The sequence below is a fragment of the Escherichia sp. MOD1-EC5495 genome (genome assembly GCF_002965965.1).
Taxonomy (GTDB): Bacteria; Pseudomonadota; Gammaproteobacteria; order Enterobacterales; family Enterobacteriaceae; genus Escherichia; species Escherichia ruysiae.
In genome coordinates, this window is sequence record NZ_PTRI01000011.1 from 45,080 (window position 1) to 69,713 (window position 24,634).

At 50.9% G+C, this 24,634-nt stretch carries 28 protein-coding genes; 9 read left to right on the top strand and 19 right to left on the bottom strand.

Translation table 11 applies throughout. The annotated features are described in order from the left end of the window. Positions 1-19: 19 nt before the first annotated feature. The gene (locus tag BEG40_RS10670) at positions 20-721 is read right to left on the bottom strand and encodes a pirin family protein (RefSeq protein WP_032226353.1); all 702 of its coding nucleotides are present in this window, start codon (positions 719-721) and stop codon (positions 20-22) included. A 104-nt stretch (positions 722-825) separates the two neighbouring features. Between BEG40_RS10670 and yhaJ the strand changes: the two genes are divergently transcribed. Then, a complete protein-coding gene (yhaJ, locus tag BEG40_RS10675) occupies positions 826-1,722 on the top strand; it encodes a DNA-binding transcriptional regulator YhaJ (RefSeq protein WP_105285384.1) in 897 nt (298 codons plus the stop codon). Positions 1,723-1,755: 33 nt separating this feature from the next. Here the strand turns inward: yhaJ and BEG40_RS10680 are convergent, their stop codons facing one another. The 12 genes from BEG40_RS10680 to exuT form a co-directional block, all read right to left on the bottom strand. Next, complete coding sequence (locus BEG40_RS10680; protein ID WP_001314179.1) at positions 1,756-2,124, bottom strand: DUF805 domain-containing protein; 369 nt, start codon at positions 2,122-2,124, stop codon at positions 1,756-1,758. Between the two features lie 292 nt (positions 2,125-2,416). After that, positions 2,417-3,403, bottom strand: coding sequence for a glutathionyl-hydroquinone reductase YqjG (gene yqjG, locus BEG40_RS10685; protein ID WP_000531183.1), 987 nt, complete (start codon positions 3,401-3,403; stop codon positions 2,417-2,419). 71 nt (positions 3,404-3,474) lie between these two features. Beyond that, positions 3,475-3,867, bottom strand: a complete 393-nt coding sequence (locus BEG40_RS10690; protein WP_000732237.1) for a DoxX family protein — start codon at positions 3,865-3,867, stop codon at positions 3,475-3,477. 185 nt (positions 3,868-4,052) lie between these two features. Further along, positions 4,053-4,352: a YqjK-like family protein gene (locus BEG40_RS10695; protein ID WP_105285385.1), complete on the bottom strand. Its 300-nt coding sequence runs from the start codon at positions 4,350-4,352 to the stop codon at positions 4,053-4,055. Beyond that, positions 4,342-4,746: a phage holin family protein gene (locus tag BEG40_RS10700; protein WP_000785727.1), complete on the bottom strand. Its 405-nt coding sequence runs from the start codon at positions 4,744-4,746 to the stop codon at positions 4,342-4,344. The genes BEG40_RS10695 and BEG40_RS10700 overlap by 11 nt, the downstream gene beginning before the upstream one ends. 2 nt (positions 4,747-4,748) lie before the next feature. Continuing rightward, positions 4,749-5,054: an ElaB/YgaM/YqjD family protein gene (locus BEG40_RS10705; RefSeq protein WP_000031409.1), complete on the bottom strand. Its 306-nt coding sequence runs from the start codon at positions 5,052-5,054 to the stop codon at positions 4,749-4,751. Positions 5,055-5,091: 37 nt separating this feature from the next. Beyond that, complete coding sequence (gene yqjC / locus BEG40_RS10710; protein ID WP_010346332.1) at positions 5,092-5,460, bottom strand: DUF1090 family protein YqjC; 369 nt, start codon at positions 5,458-5,460, stop codon at positions 5,092-5,094. 146 nt (positions 5,461-5,606) lie between these two features. Further along, positions 5,607-5,990, bottom strand: a complete 384-nt coding sequence (gene mzrA, locus BEG40_RS10715; RefSeq protein WP_001166775.1) for an EnvZ/OmpR regulon moderator MzrA — start codon at positions 5,988-5,990, stop codon at positions 5,607-5,609. A gap of 3 nt (positions 5,991-5,993) precedes the next feature. Then, positions 5,994-6,656, bottom strand: coding sequence for a DedA family general envelope maintenance protein YqjA (gene yqjA / locus BEG40_RS10720; protein WP_000422149.1), 663 nt, complete (start codon positions 6,654-6,656; stop codon positions 5,994-5,996). A 21-nt stretch (positions 6,657-6,677) separates the two neighbouring features. Continuing rightward, positions 6,678-6,812 carry a hypothetical protein gene (locus BEG40_RS22340; RefSeq protein ID WP_423779528.1) on the bottom strand — a complete coding sequence of 45 codons (135 nt, stop codon included), beginning with the start codon at positions 6,810-6,812 and terminating at the stop codon, positions 6,678-6,680. A gap of 187 nt (positions 6,813-6,999) precedes the next feature. After that, on the bottom strand, positions 7,000-7,776 hold the full coding sequence (gene exuR, locus BEG40_RS10725; RefSeq protein ID WP_000406484.1) for a transcriptional regulator ExuR: 777 nt from the start codon (positions 7,774-7,776) through the stop codon (positions 7,000-7,002). A 129-nt stretch (positions 7,777-7,905) separates the two neighbouring features. Then, positions 7,906-9,204 (bottom strand): hexuronate transporter ExuT, encoded by a 1,299-nt coding sequence (gene exuT / locus BEG40_RS10730; RefSeq protein ID WP_016159739.1) that lies wholly within the window; start codon positions 9,202-9,204, stop codon positions 7,906-7,908. A 478-nt stretch (positions 9,205-9,682) separates the two neighbouring features. Between exuT and uxaC the strand changes: the two genes are divergently transcribed. The 3 genes from uxaC to BEG40_RS10745 all read left to right on the top strand — a co-directional run bounded on the left by uxaC (position 9,683) and on the right by BEG40_RS10745 (position 13,231). Further along, the gene (gene uxaC / locus BEG40_RS10735) at positions 9,683-11,095 is read left to right on the top strand and encodes a glucuronate isomerase (protein WP_000187442.1); all 1,413 of its coding nucleotides are present in this window, start codon (positions 9,683-9,685) and stop codon (positions 11,093-11,095) included. 14 nt (positions 11,096-11,109) lie between these two features. After that, positions 11,110-12,597: an altronate dehydratase gene (gene uxaA, locus BEG40_RS10740; RefSeq protein ID WP_001199401.1), complete on the top strand. Its 1,488-nt coding sequence runs from the start codon at positions 11,110-11,112 to the stop codon at positions 12,595-12,597. A gap of 82 nt (positions 12,598-12,679) precedes the next feature. Continuing rightward, a complete protein-coding gene (locus BEG40_RS10745) occupies positions 12,680-13,231 on the top strand; it encodes a YgjV family protein (protein WP_000128138.1) in 552 nt (183 codons plus the stop codon). A gap of 3 nt (positions 13,232-13,234) precedes the next feature. Here the strand turns inward: BEG40_RS10745 and sstT are convergent, their stop codons facing one another. From sstT to BEG40_RS10775, 5 genes are all read right to left on the bottom strand, one after another. After that, the gene (gene sstT, locus BEG40_RS10750; RefSeq protein WP_000211637.1) at positions 13,235-14,479 is read right to left on the bottom strand and encodes a serine/threonine transporter SstT; all 1,245 of its coding nucleotides are present in this window, start codon (positions 14,477-14,479) and stop codon (positions 13,235-13,237) included. 387 nt (positions 14,480-14,866) lie between these two features. Then, positions 14,867-15,832: a TerC family membrane protein Alx gene (gene alx / locus BEG40_RS10760; protein WP_001098791.1), complete on the bottom strand. Its 966-nt coding sequence runs from the start codon at positions 15,830-15,832 to the stop codon at positions 14,867-14,869. Positions 15,833-16,114: 282 nt separating this feature from the next. Then, positions 16,115-17,101, bottom strand: a complete 987-nt coding sequence (locus BEG40_RS10765; protein ID WP_105285420.1) for a Gfo/Idh/MocA family protein — start codon at positions 17,099-17,101, stop codon at positions 16,115-16,117. A 78-nt stretch (positions 17,102-17,179) separates the two neighbouring features. Continuing rightward, a complete protein-coding gene (locus BEG40_RS10770; protein ID WP_105285386.1) occupies positions 17,180-17,872 on the bottom strand; it encodes a SanA/YdcF family protein in 693 nt (230 codons plus the stop codon). 76 nt (positions 17,873-17,948) lie between these two features. Then, positions 17,949-18,452 carry a M48 metallopeptidase family protein gene (locus BEG40_RS10775; protein ID WP_001295542.1) on the bottom strand — a complete coding sequence of 168 codons (504 nt, stop codon included), beginning with the start codon at positions 18,450-18,452 and terminating at the stop codon, positions 17,949-17,951. Between the two features lie 84 nt (positions 18,453-18,536). On the opposite strand from BEG40_RS10775, the gene rlmG reads away from it, so the two are divergent. The 3 genes from rlmG to higA all read left to right on the top strand — a co-directional run bounded on the left by rlmG (position 18,537) and on the right by higA (position 20,617). Next, entirely contained in the window at positions 18,537-19,673 is a 1,137-nt protein-coding gene (gene rlmG, locus BEG40_RS10780) for a 23S rRNA (guanine(1835)-N(2))-methyltransferase RlmG (RefSeq protein WP_105285387.1), read from the top strand. A gap of 216 nt (positions 19,674-19,889) precedes the next feature. Beyond that, the gene (higB, locus tag BEG40_RS10790) at positions 19,890-20,204 is read left to right on the top strand and encodes a type II toxin-antitoxin system toxin HigB (protein ID WP_000550188.1); all 315 of its coding nucleotides are present in this window, start codon (positions 19,890-19,892) and stop codon (positions 20,202-20,204) included. Continuing rightward, positions 20,201-20,617 (top strand): type II toxin-antitoxin system antitoxin HigA, encoded by a 417-nt coding sequence (gene higA, locus BEG40_RS10795; RefSeq protein ID WP_000560254.1) that lies wholly within the window; start codon positions 20,201-20,203, stop codon positions 20,615-20,617. The genes higB and higA overlap by 4 nt, the downstream gene beginning before the upstream one ends. A gap of 52 nt (positions 20,618-20,669) precedes the next feature. Here higA and fadH read toward each other — a convergent pair whose 3' ends face one another. Beyond that, positions 20,670-22,688, bottom strand: coding sequence for an NADPH-dependent 2,4-dienoyl-CoA reductase (gene fadH, locus BEG40_RS10800; protein WP_105285388.1), 2,019 nt, complete (start codon positions 22,686-22,688; stop codon positions 20,670-20,672). Positions 22,689-23,126: 438 nt separating this feature from the next. Between fadH and BEG40_RS10805 the strand changes: the two genes are divergently transcribed. Together BEG40_RS10805 and BEG40_RS10810 are read left to right on the top strand one after the other, a co-directional pair. Further along, on the top strand, positions 23,127-23,846 hold the full coding sequence (locus BEG40_RS10805) for a DUF1120 domain-containing protein (protein ID WP_157945272.1): 720 nt from the start codon (positions 23,127-23,129) through the stop codon (positions 23,844-23,846). Positions 23,847-23,921: 75 nt separating this feature from the next. Continuing rightward, a complete protein-coding gene (locus tag BEG40_RS10810; protein WP_105285390.1) occupies positions 23,922-24,623 on the top strand; it encodes a fimbria/pilus chaperone family protein in 702 nt (233 codons plus the stop codon). Positions 24,624-24,634 lie beyond the last annotated feature (11 nt).

Sequence of the window (24,634 nt, forward strand, 5' to 3'; positions counted from 1 at the left end):
CTTCTCCCTGTAAAAACAACTAGACAGGTAAATCTATCAGTAAAGCGCGCAGCGGGGAATCAGCAACCAGCGTAATGTTAGCCTCGTCACGAATAAATGCACCATCACCGCAGGTCAGTGCCGCTTTCTCTTCATGATGCGTAATCGCATGAAATTGGCCGTGAATCGATTGTAAATAGGCGCGCGGGCCGTGCAGTTGAAAGTTCGCACTTTCGCCCTTAGCGAGCACAATATGATGTAGCCACACTTGCTGGCGCAGTTGCAGGCTGCCCTTTGTGCCATCGGGTGAGGCGATTAATTGCTGCTTGCCCATATTAAGCGCCAGTTTTTGAATCAGCGGATTCTCTCGCTGCGGGCAGGCATCCAGCCAAAGCTGCATCCGCGTTAACGGTTTGTCTTTGCTGATGTTATGTTCGCTATAACTCACGCCCGGCTGAGTAGAAAGCAATAAGGCTTCGCCGGCGCTGGCCTGAACATGATTGCCTTCACTGTCGCGGTATTCCGCTTCTCCATCCAGAATCACATTCAAAATATCGACTTTTGGGTAGGTTCGCGGCTGAAAGGCGGCACCTGGAGCCAGCACTTCCTGGTTGAGCACGCGCAGGGAGGCGTAGCCTAACAATTTCGGGTCGAAGTAGTGTCCAAAGGAAAAAGTATACCGGGCCTGTAACCATCCGTAGTCTGCTTGTCCACACTGCCTGGCAGTTCGGGTAGTAATCATAATTATTGACCTCTCTTTACTTCCTTTTATGGTAAGGGGCTGGACGCTACATTGTTAGCCAGATATTCTGCCCGGTATGTTCAAATTTCCTGAATGAGAACGACATGGCCAAAGAAAGGGCATTAACGCTGGAAGCACTGCGTGTTATGGACGCGATCGATCGCCGTGGCAGTTTTGCGGCGGCAGCAGATGAGCTGGGACGCGTGCCTTCTGCGCTTAGCTACACCATGCAAAAACTGGAAGAAGAGCTGGATGTGGTGCTGTTTGACCGTTCGGGTCATCGGACAAAATTCACCAATGTCGGGCGTATGTTGCTGGAGCGGGGACGCGTTCTGCTGGAGGCAGCAGATAAGCTGACTACCGATGCCGAAGCCCTCGCGCGCGGCTGGGAGACGCATCTTACCATTGTGACCGAGGCGCTGGTGCCGACGGCTGCCTTTTTTCCGTTGATCGACAAACTGGCGGTGAAGGCTAACACCCAACTGGCAATCATCACCGAAGTGCTGGCGGGCGCGTGGGAGCGGCTGGAGCAGGGGCGAGCGGATATCGTTATCGCGCCGGATATGCATTTTCGTTCCTCGTCGGAGATCAACTCGCGCAAGCTCTATACCTTAATGAACGTCTACGTTGCCGCGCCTGATCACCCGATTCATCAGGAGCCGGAACCGCTTTCTGAAGTGACGCGCGTGAAATATCGCGGAATTGCGGTAGCGGATACCGCTCGTGAGCGCCCGGTATTGACGGTGCAGTTGCTGGACAAACAGCCGCGTCTAACGGTCAGTACCATTGAAGATAAACGCCAGGCGTTACTGGCTGGGCTTGGCGTGGCAACTATGCCATATCCGATGGTGGAAAAAGACATTGCTGAAGGCCGGCTGCGTGTCGTCAGCCCGGAATCGACCAGCGAGATCGATATTATTATGGCCTGGCGTCGCGACAGTATGGGAGAAGCAAAATCCTGGTGTCTGCGGGAAATTCCAAAGTTGTTCTCCGGAAAATAAACGATTAAGCACCTTTCACAAGGTGCTTAATTATTATTCCTGTTCCAGTTTCGGGTCTGGTCCAAAGCGGTTTTCACCCGGTGTACCCGCCTGGCAGTTAAAGACGATGATAATCAGCCAGCCGATAAACGGGATCAAGAACAGCAGTGCCCACCACGCCGAGCGGTCGGTGTCGTGCAGGCGGCGGAACTGAACCGCCCACCACGGTAAAAAAACCAGAATACCGTAGATTGTCGTCAGGATGCCTTCGCCACCGGCGCGTTGCCAGCCTAACATTTTATCCAGCAGCCCCAGCACGAACGTAAAGATAATGTTGACCAGAATAAACATCCAGTACTCTTTGCGCCGCGCACGACCCCGGAATCCGACATAATTTTTTAGTACTTTCAGATACCAGTCCATTTTTGCCTCAATTTTGCTCAATCACTTGTTTTTAAAGCAGCAAATTAAGAATAGACATGAATGAAATGGCAGTAAATATCACCATGGTGAATTAATTAGGTGCAATGAACGGAACTTCAGACTGATGGCAAGCGTAAAATCGCCAGATGCGCTACGCTTATCTGGTCTACGCGGCCTCTGCAATATATTGAATGTACAATATTTTTAGGTCAGATAAGCCGTTCACGCCGCATCCGACATGAACAACACGCACTTAGCCAACAATCAGAGGCACCACGAAGGGTGCCTTTGTCTAGCCGAAGCGAACGTCCCGCCCGTGTGGTTCATCGAGATCCTGCCACGGACCAATCGAAATAATCCCCGTAGGGTTGATGGTCTTATGGCTGCGGAAGTAGTGATTACGGATGTGATCGAAATTGACAGTTTCGGCAATCCCCGGCATCTGGTAGATATCGCGCAGGAAGCCGTACAGGTTCAGGTAATCGCTGATACGGTGCTTATCACATTTGAAGTGGGTGACATACACCGGATCAAAACGCACCAGCGTGGTCCACAGGCGAATATCAGCTTCGGTTAACTGGTTACCGGTCAGATAGCGATGCTGACCTAAGATTTGCTCCAGTCGCGCCAGCGATTCAAACACTTTCACCACCGCCTCGTCGTAGGCTTCCTGGCTGGTAGCAAAACCGGCTTTATACACGCCATTGTTGACGGTGTCGTAAATCCAGCCGTTAAGTTCGTCAATTTTCGTTTGCAGGGCTGGTGGGTAGTAATCACCAGCTTTCGCGCCCAGTGCATCAAACGCAGTATTGAACATGCGGATGATTTCCGCCGATTCGTTGCTGACAATGGTGTGGTTCTTTTTGTCCCATAGCACGGGAACAGTGACACGTCCGCTATAGTGCGGATCGGCGTGGAGATAAAGCTGATACAGAAACTCATGTTGATAGAGCGTATCGCCGGTTGCACCCGGGAAACTGTCATCGAAGGTCCAGCCATTTTCCAGCATCAGCGGATTCACCACGGAAACGGAGATAAACGGTTCCAGGCCTTTGAGTTTACGCATAATTAGCGTGCGGTGTGCCCACGGGCAGGCGAGTGAAACATAGAGATGATAACGGTCTTTTTCTGCGGCAAAACCACCTTTGCCGGTTGGTCCTGGTGCGCCGTCAGCGGTGAGCCAGTTACGAAATGCGGAAGCTGAACGTTGAAATTTACCGCCGGTGGATTTGGTGTCGTACCAGGTGTCATGCCAGACGCCGTCAATCAGTTGACCCATTTTTCTCTCCTCCAATAGCAAAAACGAGGAGTGTTTCTCCTCGTTTTTTTATCGTTAAGTATAGCGTGTGCTTACCACTTTTTATTCAGCAGGCGGTCGATGCTGAATGCGCCCGGACCCGTAATCGCCAGCAGCAGGAATCCGCCAGAAATGGTCAGGTTTTTCATAAACATCAGCGAGTTCATGCCTTCTGCAAAATTGCTGTGAAATAAAAATGCAGTCAGCAGTGTAAAGCCAGCGGTAAACAGCGCCGTGGTGCGAGTCAGGAAACCAAACAGAATTGCCAGACCACCACCAAATTCAAGCAAAATCACCAGCGGCAGCATAAAGCCCGGGACGCCCATCGCTTCCATGTATTGTTGCGTACCAGCGTAGCCAGTAATCTTTCCCCAGCCGGCCGTAATAAACAGAATCGGCATTAAAATACGCGCTACCAGTACACCAACATCTTCTAATTTTTTCATCTTACTCTCCACTGCGCCGCTCAGGCTGCTGATTGTTTTTTTGTGCATTGACGCGGTATTAGCGTCGTTGCTGTCGATGGAGAGAAGCATAAACGTAGTGAATGGTGATTGTTAGCAAGGAAAACTGTCAAATTTTTTCAAAAATTTTGAGGGATAAGGCCGGAATGACTCCGGCCAGAAAGGCGTTAACCGCGAAGCTGTTGCTGTTTGAGGGTGGTTTTAACCAGACGCCAGGCACTCCATACTCCAAAACTGCGCCTGGCCCAGCGGACCAGCATATTCGGATGGCGAATTGTCCAGATAGCCATCACGCTACTGCCAACCAGCGCCCATGAGCGCAGACTCAACAGTATATTCCAGCGACGATCGTAAGCGCCTGTTGCTTCCAGCCAGTCTCGACGACTGGCGGAAAGATCCAGCCGTTGTTGCTGGATCTGGCTAAGTAGCTGTGCCTTGCGGCGTTCACGTTCGACTTTACCGCTCACGGGACTCCTCCTCGAGCAGTTGCCGATCGTTCGCCAGTTCATGGCGCGTATGACGCAACAGTGTCGATTTCCGTGACTTGCGTAACGTCCAGATACCGCCAATCAGTGCCAGTAGCAACAACACCACGGTGGTGGCAATCATCGCATTCAGGCGATATTGCGGATCAACCGCCCAGATAATCAGCACCATCAGGCTCATAAGACCAAATGCAGCGAAAAGCATCGTCAGGCCCAGCATCAGTAACAGTTGAAAGAGATTGGCTTTTTCCTCTTCCAGCTCCACCACCGCCAGCCGCAGACGTGTCTCCACCATTTCGACCATGATGGTGACAATTCGCTGCCCGATGCCCAGAACGCTTTTACCGGGCCCTTGCGCGTGATGAGTGTCCGCCATAATTAACGACGCGACAGCAGAACGCCGAGCACTACACCGATTGCAGCGCCAATGCCCACACCCGTCCACGGATTTTCACGCACGTACTCATCGGCACGCGCCGCCGCTTCACGAGTCTGTTTGGCAATTGCCTCGCCAGTTTCACCCAGGCGATAGCGGCTCTGTTTTAGCGCCTGCTCCGCTTTACTGCGAATCTTACTCAACTCTTCTTTCGACTTATCTCCTGAGGCGCTTAGTACTTCTTCCAGCGTATCAGACAGGGATTTCAACTCTGCACGCAGATGTTCCGTAGTGTGTTCTTTCGACATAGTTTTCTCCAGGTGAGTAAGTAGTGACTATTGTGAATTAGTAGTCGCGCGCTTCCAGCTTTTTCAGCTCTTCCTGCGCTTCTGCCAGTTTCCGTTCGCGTTTGGCAATCTTATCCGCATCGCCTTTTTGTTTCGCTTCGGCTAAATCTTGCTTGCGTTCCGCCACCTCATCTTTCTGCTTAGCGATTTTCTTCTGATGATCGGCGCGCAGCTGGCTATCTGAACAGTTGGCCCGGACTTCACTCAGGGCTTTATTCAGACCGTCAATACGATTCTGGTTTTGGTGTTTTTCGGCATAGCTGATCTCCTTAAGGATATTTTGCTCCTTTTCCTGACACAGGGTAGTGGCATAACTACCGGCACTAAGAGCAAAAAGAGAAACAGCTAAAGCGATGCGGTATTTCATTCTTGAACCTTCCATTGTGACTCGAACCTATTACAAAGGAACGATTGTCCAGACAACGAAGCGGTGGTGTTAACCACCGCCTCATTAATCATAGACAGTAACGGTGAAATCACCAAAGTGAGTGATATGTTTCGGATAACAGGAAGTTATCCGAAGCGATGAGAATTATCCCGCAGCCGGGTCAGCCACTGCATGGCCTGACTGTTATCGTCCTGCTGCGCAATGATGTAGCCATGGGGCAATGTTCTGTCGAGGACTGCTTTTGCGGCGGCACTCTGATCGCTGGAGTCAAATGTAATTAACAGAGTGTCGTTCTTGGGGGTAATGCTTTTGAAAGGAATGCCGTGAGCGTCAAGGTGATGCCAGATGGAAAAACCGTCTGGCATCGTCATGCCTTGATGAACGGCACGGATCGCCAGCGTCGAATCTTGCTGACGAACCGCAGACCAGGCCAGCAGCAGCGTGCCGACCAGCAATAAAGCAGCGCCGGACCAGACTAGCTGGCGAAGCGACATGCGAGGTATTTGCATCCCTTACCCCCGATTTCCATATTTCTTTTTCCATAACACGACCAGAGAACCTGCCAGGCCAAATACCAGCAGTACCACCGGGAGCAGCATCAGGCATGACATTAGCTGATCCTCGTACTTCAAAAATACCGGCGTTTTGCCGAGCATGTAACCCAGAGTTGTCAGGATCAACACCCACAGCAGACCGCTCATCCAGTTGAAGAACTGAAAGCGAGCGTTATTCAGCCCTGATAACCCGGCAATGGTCGGCAGCAGTGTTCTGACAAATGCAATAAAGCGACCAATTAATAGCGCCGATAAACCGTGTTTGTGAAAAAGATGGTGTGCGCGTTGGTGATAGTGTGCGGGTAAATGGGAAAGCCAGTTTTGCACAGTGCGGGTATTGCCCAGCCATCGCCCCTGTATGTAACTGACCCAGCAGCCAAGGCTGGCGGCAACGGTCAGTAACAGAATCGTTTGTGGATAACCCATCGCGCCTTTAGCAATCAATACGCCGACCAACACCAGTAAGCTGTCGCCCGGTAAAAAGGCCGCCGGAAGCAAGCCGTTTTCAAGGAACAAAATTACAAACAAGACAAAATACAACATGCCAATCATCGATGGATTGGCCAGCGTTTCAAAATCCTGCGCCCACAGGGCCTGCAGTAATTGGGTCAAAAGTTCCATTCATTATTCCTGGTGAATCGGTTAACGCCACGCCGGTTTTAAATGATGTACTCCCGCCAGATTATTGCTGTTTTTGTATGGATTGCGGGTCGAGACACCAACACGGCCTGAACTATTCCCTGTTAAAACGTGAGATAAGAAAACATTTAATAGCATAAATTCAAATTGAATCTAATTGTAACAAAGGTCAACGTTGTTCGTTATCAAAATTACATGTCCGTGGAGTCTGATTTTGCTGATTGCAGGGGAGGGTGGCGAGAGGATTTACACAGGCTGACACTTTATACTTTTTGCTTACTGACAAAGCGTACAGGCGCGCGTCAGCGCCTGTCGGATGGGCGTTTTATTTGCTGCCGCTGGCGGCCGTATCCAGATGCACAACCGGGTTTTCTGCGAACAGGTAACGGTCGGCGTTGAACTCGAAATCGTCGCTGGTTTCGTTAAATAACATTATCTTGGTGTTTTCCAGGTGCTGCCACATTGCCAGTTTGGCTGCATGAGGATCTTTGCGAATCAGCGCCTTAAGGATTTGATCGTGGTCATCACACCAGTTATCGACGGTACGGGAATCAATGTGTTCGTGGAGCTTTTTCCAGTACGGGTTATGGCTACGCTGGGTCCACATTTTCTCAACGATGGCCGCCAGCGCGGAGTTTTGAGTCGCTAATGCTACCTGAATGTGGAACTGCAAATCCCACTCGGAATCGCGGAAGCATTGTTCGCCGCGAGCCTGCTCCTGGATGGCCATCAATTTCATGATGTCCTGCTTGGTCACCTGGGTTGCGGCAAACTCGGCAATATTGCTTTCGATAAGCTGGCGAGCTTGCAGCAGTTCAAATGGGCCGTAATTGGCAAATTCCATATTATCGTCAGCCGCTTGCTGATGGCGAGGCTGGTTTGAAATCACATGAATGCCGGAGCCTTTGCGCACTTCGACATAACCTTCAACCTCCAGCATGATGATGGCTTCACGAACCACGGTGCGGCTGACGTTTTTTTCATCGGCAATAAAACGTTCGGCGGGCAGTTTATCTCCCACCAGATAGACGCCTTGCTCGATGCGCTCTTTCAGGTCAGCGGCGAGCTGTTGATACAAACGGCGTGGTTCAGTGATTTCCATATGCGCTCCAGGCATGATACGGCAGACTATATTTGTTATACCACTTTTGCGAGTTTAGCTCTACTCGCAGTGATGAAAAAGCCGCCTGAGAAGGCGGCTTTGAAGGGAAACTAAAACTTACACGAAGCGTTAATGTTGTGGCGCGGGATCGTTATGCGCTTCTTCCACAACCTCAATCGCCGGTTTGTTCTGCAATACCGTCCAGATAACCAGCGCACCCAGCAGGTCGAACACTGCCAGCACTGCGAACAGCGGGCTGAAGCCGATGGTGTCAGCCAGAGCACCAACAACCAGCGCAAACAGCGTACTAGCCAGCCATGCGGACATCCCGGTCAGACCGTTTGCCGTTGCCACTTCGTTACGACCGAACACGTCAGAAGAGAGCGTAATCAATGCGCCAGACAGTGCCTGGTGAGCAAAACCACCGATACACAGCAGCATAATCGCGACATATGGGTTGGTGAACAGACCGATCATACCTGGGCCAATCATCAGCACCGCACCCAGCGTTACTACCATCTTACGGGAGACGATCAGGTTCACGCCAAACCAACGCTGGAACAGCGGCGGCAGGTAACCACCGAGGATACAACCGAGGTCAGCAAACAGCATCGGCATCCAGGCGAACATCGCGATCTCTTTCAGGTTAAAGCCGTAAACTTTAAACATGAACAGCGGGATCCACGCGTTGAAAGTACCCCACGCCGGTTCAGCCAGGAAACGCGGCAGCGCGATACCCCAGAACTGACGGTTACGCAGGATCTGACCAACGGACATTTTCTTCGCCGTGCCAACCTGGTGCTGGGCTTCCTGACCGTTAATAATGTATTCGCGTTCTTCATCAGTCAGATGTTTCTGGTCGCGTGGGTGCTTATAGAAAATCAGCCATGCCATCGCCCAGATAAAGCTCAGTGCACCGGAGATGATAAATGCCATCTGCCAGCTGTGCATCACAATTGCCCATACCACCAGCGGCGGTGCAATCATCGCACCAATTGAAGAACCAACGTTAAAGTAACCTACTGCGATGGAACGTTCTTTCGCCGGGAACCATTCGGAACTGGCTTTCAGACCCGCCGGGATCATTGCTGCTTCAGCAGCACCTACCGCACCACGAGCAATCGCCAGGCCGCCCCAGCTACCTGCCAGCGCGGTAGCGCCACAGAACACAGCCCACAACACGGCAAACATCGCGTAACCGATTTTTGTACCCAGAACATCCAGTACATAACCCGCTACCGGTTGCATGACCGTATAAGCAGCAGAATAAGCTGCGATGATGTAGGAATACTGTTGGGTGGAGATGTTTAACTCTTCCATCAGAGTTGGCGCAGCTGCCGCCACAGTGTTACGCGTCAGGTAACCGAGCACGGTGCCGAGCGTCACCAGTGCGATCATATACCAACGTAACCCTTTAATTTTACGCATGTAAAACCTCATCGTTTTGTTATATCCGCAGTAATCGCGGCCATCATCCCGCCAGAGGCTGAAGATGTTACTTACGACCGGGTAACCGAAAAAAAACCGGCATGCCCCGAACGTTGCCATGAAAGTTTCGTGCTAATTCGGCTTCCGTACCGGTCAACCCGATTTATCCAATGAATGAATCGGCAATTTGCATTCCGTCGACTTATGATTTGCGACAGCAAAAAGATAACTTGTCATACAACTTTAAAAGGTGAGAGCCATCACAAATGTGCGAATATTTGTAGGGACATTACAGGATGATAGCGAGGCCAGTAACGGCGCGGTTTGCAGCGATATTTACCACTTTGAGAGTAATTTTTTTAACTACGTTTATTGATCTAACTCACGAAAATATCTTCTGGCTCTGGAAATTGGTGTGATAACTTTGTCAGCATCGCACCATAAGCAAGCTAGCTCACTCGTTAAGAGGAAGACGATAATGACTCCGTTTATGACTGAAGATTTCCTGTTAGATACTGAATTTGCCCGCCGCCTGTATCACGACTACGCAAAAGACCAGCCGATTTTCGACTACCACTGCCATTTGCCGCCGCAGCAGATCGCAGAAGACTATCGCTTTAAGAATTTGTATGACATCTGGCTAAAAGGCGATCACTACAAATGGCGTGCAATGCGCACCAATGGCGTAGCTGAACGCCTGTGTACCGGTGATGCCTCTGACCGTGAAAAGTTTGACGCATGGGCGGCGACCGTTCCGCACACTATCGGCAACCCGTTATACCACTGGACGCACCTCGAACTGCGTCGTCCATTCGGCATCACTGGCAAACTGCTTTCTCCGTCTACTGCGGATGAAATCTGGAACGAATGTAACGAACTGCTGGCGCAGGATAACTTCTCCGCGCGCGGCATCATGCAGCAGATGAACGTGAAAATGGTCGGCACTACCGATGATCCGATCGATTCTCTGGAGCATCATGCAGAGATTGCCAAAGACGGCTCTTTCACCATTAAGGTGCTGCCGAGCTGGCGTCCGGACAAAGCCTTCAACATCGAACAGGCGACCTTTAACGACTATATGGCGAAGCTGGGTGAAGTCTCCGATACCGACATTCGCCGCTTTGCAGACCTGCAAACTGCTCTGACCAAACGTCTGGATCACTTTGCTGCTCACGGTTGTAAAGTGTCTGACCACGCGCTGGATGTGGTGATGTTTGCTGAAGCGAACGAAGCGGAACTGGACAGCATTCTGGCGCGCCGTCTGGCTGGCGAAACCCTGAGCGAGCACGAAGTGGCACAGTTCAAAACTGCGGTGCTGGTGTTCCTCGGCGCAGAATACGCACGTCGCGGCTGGGTACAGCAGTACCACATTGGCGCACTGCGTAATAACAATCTGCGTCAGTTCAAACTGCTGGGGCCGGATGTAGGCTTTGACTCCATCAACGATCGTCCGATGGCGGAAGAGCTGTCTAAGCTGCTGAGCAAACAAAACGAAGAAAACCTGCTGCCGAAAACCATTCTCTACTGCCTGAACCCGCGCGATAACGAAGTGCTGGGCACCATGATCGGTAACTTCCAGGGCGAAGGTATGCCGGGCAAAATGCAGTTCGGTTCTGGCTGGTGGTTTAACGATCAGAAAGACGGTATGGAACGTCAGATGACCCAACTGGCGCAGCTTGGTCTGCTGAGCCGCTTTGTTGGTATGCTGACTGACAGCCGTAGCTTCCTGTCATACACCCGTCACGAATACTTCCGCCGCATTCTGTGCCAGATGATCGGTCGTTGGGTGGAAGCGGGCGAAGCACCGGCGGACATCAACCTGCTGGGTGAGATGGTGAAAAACATTTGCTTTAACAATGCGCGTGACTACTTCGCCATTGAACTGAACTAAGGTCTGGGGTTGATATGCAATACATCAAGATCCATTCACTGGATAACGTCGCGGTTGCTTTAGCTGATTTGGCTGAAGGCACAGAAGTCAGTGTCGATAACCAAACCGTTACGCTGCGCCAGGATGTCGCTCGAGGACATAAATTTGCGTTAACGGATATCGCAAAAGGGGCCAACGTTATTAAATACGGCCTGCCGATTGGTTATGCACTGGCGGATATTGCGGCAGGTGAACACGTTCACGCCCACAATACGCGCACGAATCTGAGCGATCTGGATCAGTATCGCTATCAACCTGATTTTCACGATCTGCCTGCGCAAGCGGCAGATCGTGAAGTGCAGATCTATCGTCGCGCGAATGGTGATGTCGGGGTGCGTAATGAGCTGTGGATCCTGCCAACCGTGGGCTGTGTTAACGGCATCGCGCGGCAGATCCAGAATCGTTTCCTGAAAGAGACCAACAATGCCGAAGGTACTGACGGCGTGTTCCTCTTCAGCCACACCTACGGATGTTCGCAACTGGGCGATGATCACATCAATACCCGTACTATGCTACAAAACATGGTGCGTCACCCGAACGCAGGTGCGGTGCTGGTAATTGGTCTGGGATGTGAAAACAATCAGGTCGATGTCTTCCGTGAAACGCTGGGCGATATCGATCCTGAACGTGTCCATTTCATGATCTGCCAACAGCAGGACGATGAAATCGAGGCCGGGATCGAACATCTGCATCAGTTGTATAACGTGATGCGCAACGATAAACGCGAGCCAGGCAAACTCAGCGAACTGAAGTTTGGTCTGGAGTGCGGCGGTTCTGACGGTCTTTCTGGTATTACCGCTAACCCAATGTTGGGGCGTTTCTCTGACTACGTGATTGCTAACGGCGGTACGACCGTACTGACCGAAGTGCCGGAGATGTTCGGCGCAGAGCAGTTGCTGATGAGTCATTGCCGTGACGAAGCAACGTTTGAAAAACTGGTCACCATGGTCAACGATTTCAAACAGTACTTTATTGCTCATGACCAGCCGATTTACGAAAACCCATCACCGGGGAACAAAGCGGGCGGTATCACCACGCTGGAAGATAAATCACTTGGTTGTACTCAGAAAGCGGGTTCCAGCGAAGTGGTTGACGTGCTGCGTTACGGCGAGCGTCTGAAAACGCCGGGACTGAACCTGTTAAGCGCGCCGGGTAACGATGCCGTAGCGACCAGCGCCCTGGCGGGCGCAGGCTGTCACATGGTGCTGTTCAGTACCGGTCGCGGTACGCCGTATGGTGGTTTTGTGCCGACAGTGAAAATTGCCACCAACAGTGAACTGGCGGCGAAGAAAAAACACTGGATCGACTTTGACGCGGGTCAGCTGATCCACGGTAAAGCGATGCCGCAGTTGCTGGAAGAATTTATCGATACCATCGTTGAGTTTGCCAACGGTAAGCAAACCTGCAACGAGCGTAACGACTTCCGCGAACTGGCGATCTTCAAAAGCGGCGTAACGCTATAAAGTCGAAATGAGTTGTTAATAAAAAACGGCGTTTCATAATGTGAAGCGCCGTTTGCTTTTCCATACCTGCTAAGGATTTATCATGACCGCGTATTGGCTGGCCCAGGGCGTGGGTGTCATCGCCTTTCTGATTGGTATCACAACATTTTTTAACCGTGACGAACGTCGCTTCAAAAAGCAGCTTTCGGTCTATAGCGCCGTTATTGGCGTGCATTTTTTCCTCCTGGGCACCTATCCCGCCGGTGCCAGTGCCATCCTTAATGCCATTCGTACGCTGATTACCTTACGCACGCGCAGCTTATGGGTAATGGCGATCTTTATTGTGCTGACTGGCGGAATTGGCCTGGCGAAGTTCCACCATCCTGTTGAACTATTGCCGGTTATTGGCACGATTGTCAGTACCTGGGCGCTGTTTCGCTGTAAAGGTCTGACCATGCGCTGCGTAATGTGGTTTTCAACGTGTTGCTGGGTAATTCACAACTTTTGGGCGGGGTCGATTGGCGGCACGATGATTGAAGGCAGTTTTCTACTGATGAATGGCCTGAATATCATTCGTTTCTGGCGGATGCAGAAAAGGGGAATTGATCCGTTTAAAGTAGAGAAAACCCCTTCCGCCGTTGACGAAAGGGGTTAAACATTAATTACGCAGGGCGCTATTTGCCAGACGATCGTCTTCTGCCTGGCAAGCTGCCGCAGTGAACAGCACGTCAGTTGAAGAGTTCAGTGCGGTTTCGCAGGAGTCCTGCAATACGCCGATAATAAAGCCGACGGCAACCACCTGCATGGCGATATCGTTCGAAATACCGAACATATTACAGGCCAGTGGGATCAGCAGCAGAGAACCCCCCGCCACGCCGGAGGCACCACAGGCGCACAGAGAAGCAACCACGCTCAGCAGCAGCGCCGTAGGCAGATCGACCGGAATACCCAGCGTATTAACCGCAGCCAGCGTCAACACCGTAATGGTGATTGCTGCGCCCGCCATATTGATGGTGGCTCCCAGCGGAATAGAAACGGAATAGGTATCGCGATCCAGATTCAGCTTTTCACACAGCGCCATATTCACCGGAATGTTCGCCGCAGAGCTGCGGGTGAAGAAGGCGTACACACCGCTTTCGCGCAGGCACAGCAGTACCAGCGGGAACGGGTTACGACGAATTTTCCACCACACCAGCAGTGGGTTAACCACCAGCGCCACCAGCAACATACAGCCAACCAGCACGACCAGCAGTTGCGCGTAGCCCCACAGTGTGGAGAAACCGGTGGTTGCCAGCGTCGAAGAAACCAGACCAAAAATACCAATTGGCGCGAAGCGAATCACCAGTTTCACCATAAAGGTGACGGCATTCGACATATCATTGACCAGGTTTTTGGTGGTTTCGTTACCGTGACGCAACGCGAAACCGAGGCCAATAGCCCACACCAGAATCCCGATGTAATTACCTTTCAACAGGGCGTCGATGGGGTTGGAAACCATGCTCATTACCAGTCCGCGCATCACTTCCACAATACCTGACGGCGGGGAAATATCGCCTGCGCTACTGGACAAATGCAGGGTCGATGGGAAGGCAAAGCTGAAAACGACTGCGGCCAGTGCGGCGGAGAAAGTACCCAGCAGATAGAGGAACAGAATAGGGCGGATATTGGTTTTTTGCCCGTGTTGGTGGTTAGCGATGGAAGCCATCACCAGCATCAGCACCAGGATTGGTGCTACGGCTTTCAGGGCGCCAACAAATAAAGTGCCTAACAGACCAACAGCTTCAGCCGCCGGTTTTGAGATCCATGCCAGGAGAATCCCCAGAATAAGGCCGACCAGGATTTGTTTTACCAGGCTGCCATGAGCCAGACGCCGGAATAGCCCCGGTGAACGTTGCGTAGTCATTTTTCGATCCTTTCATTGTGTTGTCGCACATCCCTGGTGCGTTCTATCGACGCATCTTTCAGGATGTAACAAAGTGTTTGCAAGGTCGAGTATAAGGAAAGTTACAGCTTCGGGAAGCGAAAAATGCTGGATTTTAAAGAGAGGTCATATTTTGCAACTTAATGGTTACATTTGTTTGACATAAAAATAAAGCCCAACGTGCGGCTTCCAGACTGATAACAACGTCAAAAAAGTACTCGGTCAGTCCCCTCGCCCCTTTTGGGGAGAGGGTTAGGGTGAGGGGAACAGGCCAGCATCGGTGCGAAAAATTACTCTCTCCCTGGAAGGGAGAGGGAGAAAACGGTACTCATGTTGATGACAGGGTACATGGCTTAGGCAGATTAAAAATCATTCTACCCGCTGCTTATCATGCCGATAATTCACCCAGGCGTTGATAATAAACGTCATCACCAGAATGCCAAACACCACGCCCAGCGAGACGGCGATCGGAATATGGTAGAAGTCGACAATCAGCATCTTGATACCGATAAACACCAGAATCACCGCCAGGCCATACTTGAGCATCGAGAAACGCTCCGCTACGCCCGCCAGCAGGAAATACATCGCGCGCAGGCCGAGGATCGCAAACAGGTTTGAGGTCAGCACAATGAACGGATCGGTGGTAACAGCGAAGATAGCCGGAATGCTATCCACGGCGAAGATCACGTCGCTTAACTCCACCAGAATCAACACCAGCATCAGTGGCGTGGCGTACAACAAACCATTCTTACGCACAAAGAAATGCTCGTTGTCGATGGTGTCGGTCATGCGCAAATGACCGCGCAGCCAGCGCACCAGCGGCTTGTCACCGATTCCTGATTCATCTTCATGAGCCAGCGCCATCTTCACGCCAGTAAACAGCAGGAATGCACCGAAGATATACAGGATCCAGTCGAACTGCGAAATCAGCCAGCTACCGGTGAAGATCATGATGGTACGCAGAACAATCGCCCCAAGCACGCCATACACCAGTACGCGACGTTGTAATGCTGCCGGAACAGAGAAATAGCTGAACAACATTAACCAGACGAAGACGTTATCGACCGCCAGCGATTTCTCAATCAGATAACCTGTGAGGAAGGCCAGCGCCTGCGGGTCAGCGACTTCGCGTCCCTGTGTCTGCGCCAGATACCACCAGAAAGCGGCGTTAAACAGTAACGACAGCGTCACCCAGACCAGCGACCATGCCGCAGCCTGTTTCATGGTCATGGCATGTGCGCCACGACGCCCCTGTAATAACAGGTCGATAGCCAGCATAATAGCGACAACAACAGCGAATCCGCCCCATAGCAACGGCGTGCCGACAGTATTCATAGAAGTTCCTTACACATAAAAAAACGGCCAACGTCGGAAGACGTCAGCCGCTGCTTTTTATGCATAGACCTCGCCTTCCGGCAAGGTCTCACTTACAACAAAAAAGGAATACGTCTGCGTATTCCTTTCGGGTTGCCCGGTGACCGGATGTGGTTTTTCACACATCGTAATGACGATCGACCGGCAATGAAGTTACTCCCCTTTGCAGGTAACAAAGTATGACAGACCATTCAGCCAGTCAATGGTCTGTTACATACCTTTTACACTGTTTTACTTTGGCAATTATAGTTTTACGCTATCTGCCGGAAAAATCACCCCAGTCTGGCGGCGGATCTCGGTCAGCAGTTTGGCGGTGATGCGACTGACCGCCAGCCCTGGATGATCCACCAGATGCTCATCCACCAGGGTAGCGAACAGCTCTGCTTCGTAGAGCATGGTATTAATATGCTGCGGCTGGGTGAGATCCTGCATCTGGCTGCCACGCGGCACAAAACACACTTTCTGGCATTCGGAGAGTTTTTCAATCACCAACGATCCCGCTTCGCCCTGAATCTCGTTTGCCAGGACAGAATCGCTCACTTTTGAGTGCTGCAAGGTGACGCTGAAATCACCGTAATCCATCACCACCACGCCGTGGGCATCTACACCACTTGCCAGTAAACTGGCGGTTGCCTGCACGCTTTTCGGCTCACCAAATAACGCTACCGCCGACGCCAGGCAGTAAAAGCCGATATCCATAATTGAACCGTTAGAGAATGCCGGATTAAAGGTGTTGGGATTCTCACCATCCAGATAACGCTGATACCGCGAGGAATACTGGCAATAGTTGAAAAAGACTTTACGCAGTTTGCCGACTTTCGGCAGCGCCTGGCGTAACAAATGAAAGTTCGGCAGGCTGGCGGTTTTAAATGCCTCAAACAGCACCACCTGATTTTCCCGCGCACAGGCAATGGCAGCATCCACTTCCGTCACATTCGATGCCAGCGGCTTCTCGCAAATCACATGAATTTTGTGGCTAAGAAAAAGTTGCGTCTGGGCAAAATGCAGAGCATTCGGGCTGGCAATATACACCGCGTCAATGGCATCGCTTTCCGCCATCGCTTCCAGCGACGTAAACAGATGCTCGACAGAAAAATCATTGGCGAAGTGCTGAGCCTGTTCAAGGCTGCGGGAATAGACTGCGGTTAACTTGTATTTGCCGCTCTCATGGGCGGCCTCGACGAACTGGCGAGTGATCCAGTTCGTGCCAATCACGGCGAAACGTATCATAACGCGTGGATACTCCATAAAGGGGTTATGGCGTCAATGTAGCACGCCTTTTTCATCTTCGACGTGCGTGGATACGCATTATTCTTTCGCCGGACAGCCATGCTCGCTAAACGGACCAATTATGACCGATGGCCCGAGATATTTCGGCTGGCGATGGAGAATTTTCGCGTCTATCACCGCGCTAACTCTGGCGAGTTTTTCCCGCAGCTGAGTATAAAAGCCATGCTTCATATTCAGGTCTGGCGCGTTAAAACCGATAGCATCGATGCCGTACTGTTTTGCCAGCCAGATGGCGCGTTGGTTATGAAATTCTTGCGAAATAATGGTGATATGGTTTTCCCCAAACACCTTTTTGGCGCGTACCACCGAATCAAGTGTCGAGAATCCGGCATAGTCGCAGAAGATGGCTTTTGCCGGAACGCCCTTAGCGATTAAAGCCTGTTGCATTCCGGACGCTTCATCGTAATTTTTACGTCCGTTATCGCCACTGACTAACAGCCATTTCACTTTTCCGGCATGGTACAACTCTGCGGCGGTATCAATGCGTCGGGTAAAGTAGCGATTACCCGGCCTCGCTCCCAGCAATAAACCCACGTTACGCGCTGGAACGGCGTTGATATCGCTCCAGGTCAGCTGCTTGCTGGCGGTGACCATTGCGCGATCGGCGATAAAAATGGTCGCTCCTGCCACAAGCAACAATAAACAGGCAATTTTAAGAGTCCGGCGAGAAAAACAAACGCGGCGAAGAAGGCGAGCAAATGCGCGCAGCATGGTCGTTATCCTTAACGAAAAGAGGGGCGTCGATTTTAGGCGTTAATGATTGAAAATATAACGCCTGACATCATTTTCAGATTTTGTCTTGCCCAAGCGACAACTGCGTTAGCCACAGCCGGGTGTCGAACTCAAGCTGGTGGTACTGTGGCTCCATATGGCAGCACAACTGGTAGAACGCTTTGTTATGCTCTTTCTCCTTCAGGTGCGCCAGTTCGTGCACCACTATCATGCGCAAAAACGGTTCCGGCGCGTTGCGAAACACGGTAGCGACGCGGATCTCTGCCTTTGCTTTCAGCTTGCCGCCCTGCACACGCGAAACAGCGGTATGTAACCCGAGCGCGTTTTTCAGCACGTGGATCTTGTTGTCATACATCACTTTATTGATCGGCGGGGCGTTACGCAGAAACTGATTTTTCAGATCCTGGGTATATTGCCAGAGTGCTTTATCGGTGGCGTAGTCATGCGTTCCCGGATAGCGTTTTGCCAGCACATCGCCCAGACGTTGTTCATTAATCAGCGTGCGCACCTGGGAAAGTAGCTGCTCGGGATAACCCTGAAGATAAGTAAGATTGCTCATAACCGCCCACGAAAAAGAGAAAAAGGGTATACTCACGCACCCTTTTCAGGGGCAACGTCGAAATTTTATCATTCAGGAGGGCCGATGAGCCACTTAGACAACGGTTTCCGTTCACTGACACTACAACGTTTCCCGGCGACGGATGACGTTAACCCGCTGCAGGCGTGGGAAGCGGCGGATGAGTATCTGCTGCAACAGTTGGACGATACAGAAATCTGCGGCCCGGTGTTGATCCTGAATGATGCCTTCGGCGCGTTAAGCTGTGCGTTGGCAGAACATAAGCCGTACAGCATTGGCGACTCATATATCAGCGAACTGGCTACGCGCGAGAATTTACGTCTCAACGGAATTGATGAGTCGAGCGTGAAGTTTCTCGACAGCACCGCTGACTATCCGCAACAGCCGGGCGTGGTGCTGATCAAAGTACCGAAAACGCTGGCATTGCTGGAACAACAACTGCGTGCGTTGCGCAAAGTGGTCACGCCGGATACACGTATTATTGCCGGTGCCAAAGCCCGTGACATCCATACATCCACGCTGGAACTGTTTGAAAAAGTGCTCGGCCCGACCACCACCACGCTGGCATGGAAAAAAGCGCGACTGATTAACTGTACATTCAACGAGCCGCCGCTGGCCGATGCGCCGCAGACTGTTAGCTGGAAGCTGGAAGGCACTGACTGGACTATCCACAATCACGCGAATGTCTTCTCCCGCACCGGGCTGGATATTGGCGCGCGCTTCTTTATGCAGCATCTGCCGGAGAATCTCGAAGGTGAGATTGTCGATCTCGGCTGTGGTAACGGCGTTATTGGCCTGACATTGCTCGATAAAAACCCGCAGGCGAAAGTGGTGTTTGTCGATGAATCGCCAATGGCGGTTGCTTCCAGCCGTTTGAACGTTGAAACCAACATGCCTGAGGCGCTGGATCGCTGCGAGTTTATGATCAACAACGCGCTCTCCGGCGTGGAGCCTTTTCGCTTTAATGCTGTGCTCTGCAACCCGCCGTTTCACCAGCAACATGCGCTGACCGATAACGTCGCCTGGGAGATGTTCCACCACGCCCGCCGCTGCCTGAAAATCAACGGTGAGCTGTATATCGTTGCCAACCGTCACCTAGATTACTTCCATAAACTGAAGAAAATTTTCGGCAACTGCACCACTATTGCCACGAATAATAAATTTGTGGTGCTGAAAGCGGTGAAATTGGGGCGTCGTTGTTAAGATTGGGAGTTACCTGCCGGATGCGGCGCATCCGGCAATGCTGCTCATTTCTGGAATCTCGCTTCCATAAAACAAAAATCCCTGTCACCGCCCTCTGCATTCTCTTGTTTGGCATTTCTCAACGTTTATTTTTCCGTCATACAGATAAATTCATTCGTTGCCAATCTGTCAACGAATGTTATCATATTGCCAATTTGTCAACGGACATGATGAAGAATGCACCTGATCACTCAAAAAGCACTGAAAGATGCTGCGGAAAAATACCCGCAACACAAAACGGAGCTGGTGGCTTTGGGGAACACGATTGCTAAGGGATATTTCAAAAAACCTGAGTCATTAAAAGCAGTGTTCCCATCTCTGGATAACTTCAAATATCTGGATAAGCATTATGTTTTCAATGTCGGGGGCAATGAATTACGTGTTGTCGCAATGGTCTTTTTTGAATCGCAAAAGTGCTACATACGCGAAGTTATGACGCACAAAGAATACGATTTCTTTACCGCCATTCATCGTACTAAGGGGAAAAAATGATTGCGATTGCCGACATCTTGCAGGCGGGAGAAAAGCTAACTGCTGTGGCACCTTTTCTGGCGGGTATCCAGAACGAAGAACAATACGCCCAGGCGCTGGAACTGGTCGATCATCTGCTGCTTAACGATCCTGAAAATCCCTTGCTGGATCTGGTGTGTGCCAAAATAACCGCGTGGGAAGAATCAGCGCCCGAATTTGCTGAATTTAATGCCATGGCTCAAGCCATGCCAGGTGGTGTTGCTGTGATTCGTACCCTGATGGATCAATACGGTTTAACCCTTTCCGATCTGCCGGAAATTGGTAGCAAATCGATGGTGTCACGCGTTTTGAACGGGAAGAGGAAATTAACGCTGGAACACGCTAAAAAACTGGCAGCGCGATTCGGTATTTCTCCCGCCTTGTTTATTGATTAATGCAACTGCCGGATGCGGCATGAACGCAGCATCCGGCACGTCAAATAACGGTTTAAATCTCCAGCGCAAGCCGTGTTCCCTGGGCAATCGCTCGGCGTGCGTCCAGCTCCATAGCCACGTCGCAGCCACCGATCAAATGCACAGTTGTTCCTGCATCGATTAAGGGGTGTGCCAGCGCGCGGTTTGGCTCCTGCCCCGCGCAGATCACCACATGATCTACCGCCAAAATTTGCGGTTCACCGTTGATCACCACATGTAGTCCGTCATCGTCGATCTTCTGATAACTTACGCCAGGGATCATTTTCACGCCTCGCGAGAGCAGGGTGGTGCGATGGATCCAGCCTGTGGTTTTACCCAGCCCCTGACCCGGTTTACTGGCTTTGCGCTGGAGCATCACAATCTGTCGTGGGCTACGGGGGATCTGCATACCTTGCGAACTTAAGCCACCGGCTTGTTGCAGGCTGCTGTCGATGCCCCATTCTGTGCAGAACTCGGCAATATTCTGGCTGGTAGATTCACCAGGCTGGCTGAGATACATCGCCGTATCAAAACCAATCCCGCCACAACCGATAATGGCGACTTTGTTGCCCACCGGCGCTTTGTCGCGCAATACATCGAGATAACTCAACACCTTCGGATGATCGATCCCGTCGATGGGCGGAATGCGCGGCACGATCCCACTGGCGAGGATCGTTTCGTCGAACGCCTGTAACTGATCCGCCGTCACGGTGTGATTGAGTTTCAGCGTCACGCCCGTCACTTCGATCATCCGCCGGTAGTAGCGCAGCGTTTCGTAAAACTCCTCTTTGCCAGGGATCTGTTTGGCGATATTAAACTGCCCGCCAATCTCGCTATGTGCATCAAACAACGTTACCTGATGACCACGCGCCGCCGCGTTAATGGCAAACGCCAGCCCCGCCGGACCGGCACCGACCACCGCCAGATTTTTTTTCTGCGCGGCGGGAAGGATTGGCATTTTGGTTTCATGGCAGGCGCGAGGATTCACCAGGCACGAGGTGACTTTGCCAACGAAGATCTGATCCAGACAGGCCTGATTGCAGCCGATACAAGTGTTGATCTCATCAGCTCGCCCTGATTGCGCTTTTGACAGCAGTTCCGCATCAGCAAGAAACGGTCGCGCCATCGACACCATATCGGCATCGCCGCGCGAGAGAATATCGTCGGCAACCTGCGGATCGTTAATCCGGTTGGTGGTCACCAGCGGCAGCGAGACGTGACCTTTCAGTTTGCGCGTGACCCAGCTAAATGCGCCGCGCGGCACGGGCGTGGCGATGGTCGGAATACGCGCTTCATGCCAGCCAATGCCAGTATTAATAAGGGTCGCGCCAGCCGCTTCGATGGCCTGCGCCAGCTCTACCGTTTCGGCAAAAGTACCGCCGCCTTCGACCAGGTCGAGCATCGACAGCCGGTAGATAATAATGAAGTCGTTGCCAACGCGTTCGCGCACCGCACGCACTACTTCTACGGAAAACCGCATCCGATTAGGGTAATCACCGCCCCACTGGTCGCTACGCTGATTGGTGCGCAGTGTCAGAAATTCGTTGATCAAATACCCTTCGGAACCCATCACCTCTACGCCATCGTATCCGGCCTCCCGCGCCAGTTGCGCGCAGCGGGCGAAATTGTCGATCAGTTGCAGGATCTCTTCATGGCTTAACTCATGGGGAACGAAACGGTTGATGGGAGCCTGCAATGCGGAAGGCGCCACCAGATGTGGCTGGTAGCTGTAGCGCCCGGTATGCAAAATTTGTAGGGCAATTTTGCCGCCTTCCTGATGCACCGCTTCAGTAATGGTGCGATGGTGCGGGATCTGGCTGACGTCGTTGAGCATTGCGCCGCCTTCCATGCCAACGCCTGTGAAATCTGGCGCAATGCCGCCGCTGACAATCAGCGCCACGCCGTGACGGGCGCGTTCAGCATAAAATGCCGCCAGCCGCTCAGCACCGTCCGGGTATTCCTCCAGTCCGGTGTGCATTGAGCCCATTAACACGCGGTTTTTTAACGTGGTGAAGCCTAAATCCAGCGGGGCGAACAGCGACGGGTAGCTCATAAAATTGTCCAGTATGTAAAATAATTGTTATGTGGTCGGATGAGTTCTAATTTAGCCGTCGCCGGAGAAAAGGGAAAAGGGGAATGCGGGGTTTGTGATGAGGTTCAAATTATCATTTCATATAATATTAATTAACTATAAGGTAATTACAAATAAAAAGACATATACCGTCTAATGAGAAAAATCTCATATTAACGATGAATTAAATATTAAACATATATTATATTCATGGCGTTTATAAATATCGCAAAACCATATGATTAATCTATTTTAATAAAACTTAATTATTTTCTAATTAAAAATAAATATATTTAATTTAAGTTTGGTGATTAAATGTCGCCGAAAATTTTTTTTTCGAAAAGAGTGTTCCATTACCCATTTATAATTTTATAAATGGGCTCTATCTATTAAAGGATTATCATGAAAAAAAACACTACGATGTGCAGCGTTCTCATTGCACTGGCAATGGGCTCGCTCTCTGCAAGCGCCATTGCGGCGGATGCCACCATTACTGTTCATGGTGATTTAGTCCCCTCAGGCTGTTCTTTGGGGGTTGTGAATGGTAACGACCTGGACTTTGGTACTCAGGCCGTTGACAGACTGACAACTGCGTCTAACCCTCTGGATACACTTAGTTCCTCGCTGAAAATTGAGTGTCCGGATGATATGTTCGTGGGCATTTCAACCAAGCACCTGAACGGTGGTTCTGAACCTAAAGTCCAAAAGCTTTCTGATGGTTCATCCTTACAAGCCACTGGTCCTTCAGGCGATGTTTGGCCGATCGCTAGTGCACCTTCTACCCAGATTAACCCTCTGCTTTTACCAAACGGTGACGGCGCGGGTGTATTCCGTAGCCAGTTCAGTAGTCCGATGGTAACGACGAAGGCGAACCCGACTCCGACAGCACAAACCTTGATGTATGTTCAGGGTAGCGATTTTAGTAAGCCATGGACTGAAAGTAGTAGTTACATTTCACTGCAGGATGGTGTCCGTATGGTCAGTGCGGGTGTGGCAGGTACAGCTACCCCAATGGCCATTAAAACGCTTACTTATCAGTTGGATACGCGGGTAACCTTACTGGACCAGGCCTCTTTTGTCAGCGTGACTTCAAAACAGAGATATTCAGGCGGTTTCGAAGTTACTCTGCATTATAAGTAATCGCTTTCATAGTTAATGGATATATGCATACGGCTATCGCTGTATGCATATTTTATTGTTCAGGGATATGAAATCATGAAGAACATAACGTATATATTGTTTTTTCTCTTTCTGGGGGTGTTTCGTGTGCACGGTGCTGGAATGCAGCCGGAAACGCCATTATTACTGGTAAGTGAAAGCGATGGTGAAGCCAGTATTACTATCACCAATACGGATGATAAAGCAGCGTTGTTATATGTCAGGACAGAAAATATTGCTGAGGATCGTGACAGTGGAATTAAGCTCATTCCAACTCAACCGGTCACGCGTGTTGAAGCAGGAAAAACGCAAAAAGTAAGATTCATTCTGCAGACAAAAGTACCGCTAACCAAAGAACATATGATGCGGGCGAAGTTTAGTGGCGTTCCAACAGAAGCGCCGGTTGATACAACAAAATCACAAGTTAAAGTAGATCTTATTTTTACCCAGGATATTCCCGTACTGATTCAACCAAAAGGCCAGGTTGAAAATCAAGAAACATGGAAATTTCTTGAAGCGAAACAACAGGGTGCATTGCTGACGATTCATAATCCCAGTTCATATGTTGTCCGCCTTTCTCCAGAATTGAAACTGCCATCAGGAAATGTGGTAACAGTACTCCCGCAAGCCTATATTCTGCCGCAGACAAGTGTGTCCGGAAAATTAACCAACAGCAACACTGTTGAACAATTGGTATTACAACCCTTATCCAGTTATGGATTTAAGCTTAAACCCCAACCGCTTAATGTATCTCATTGACAGGACAAAGG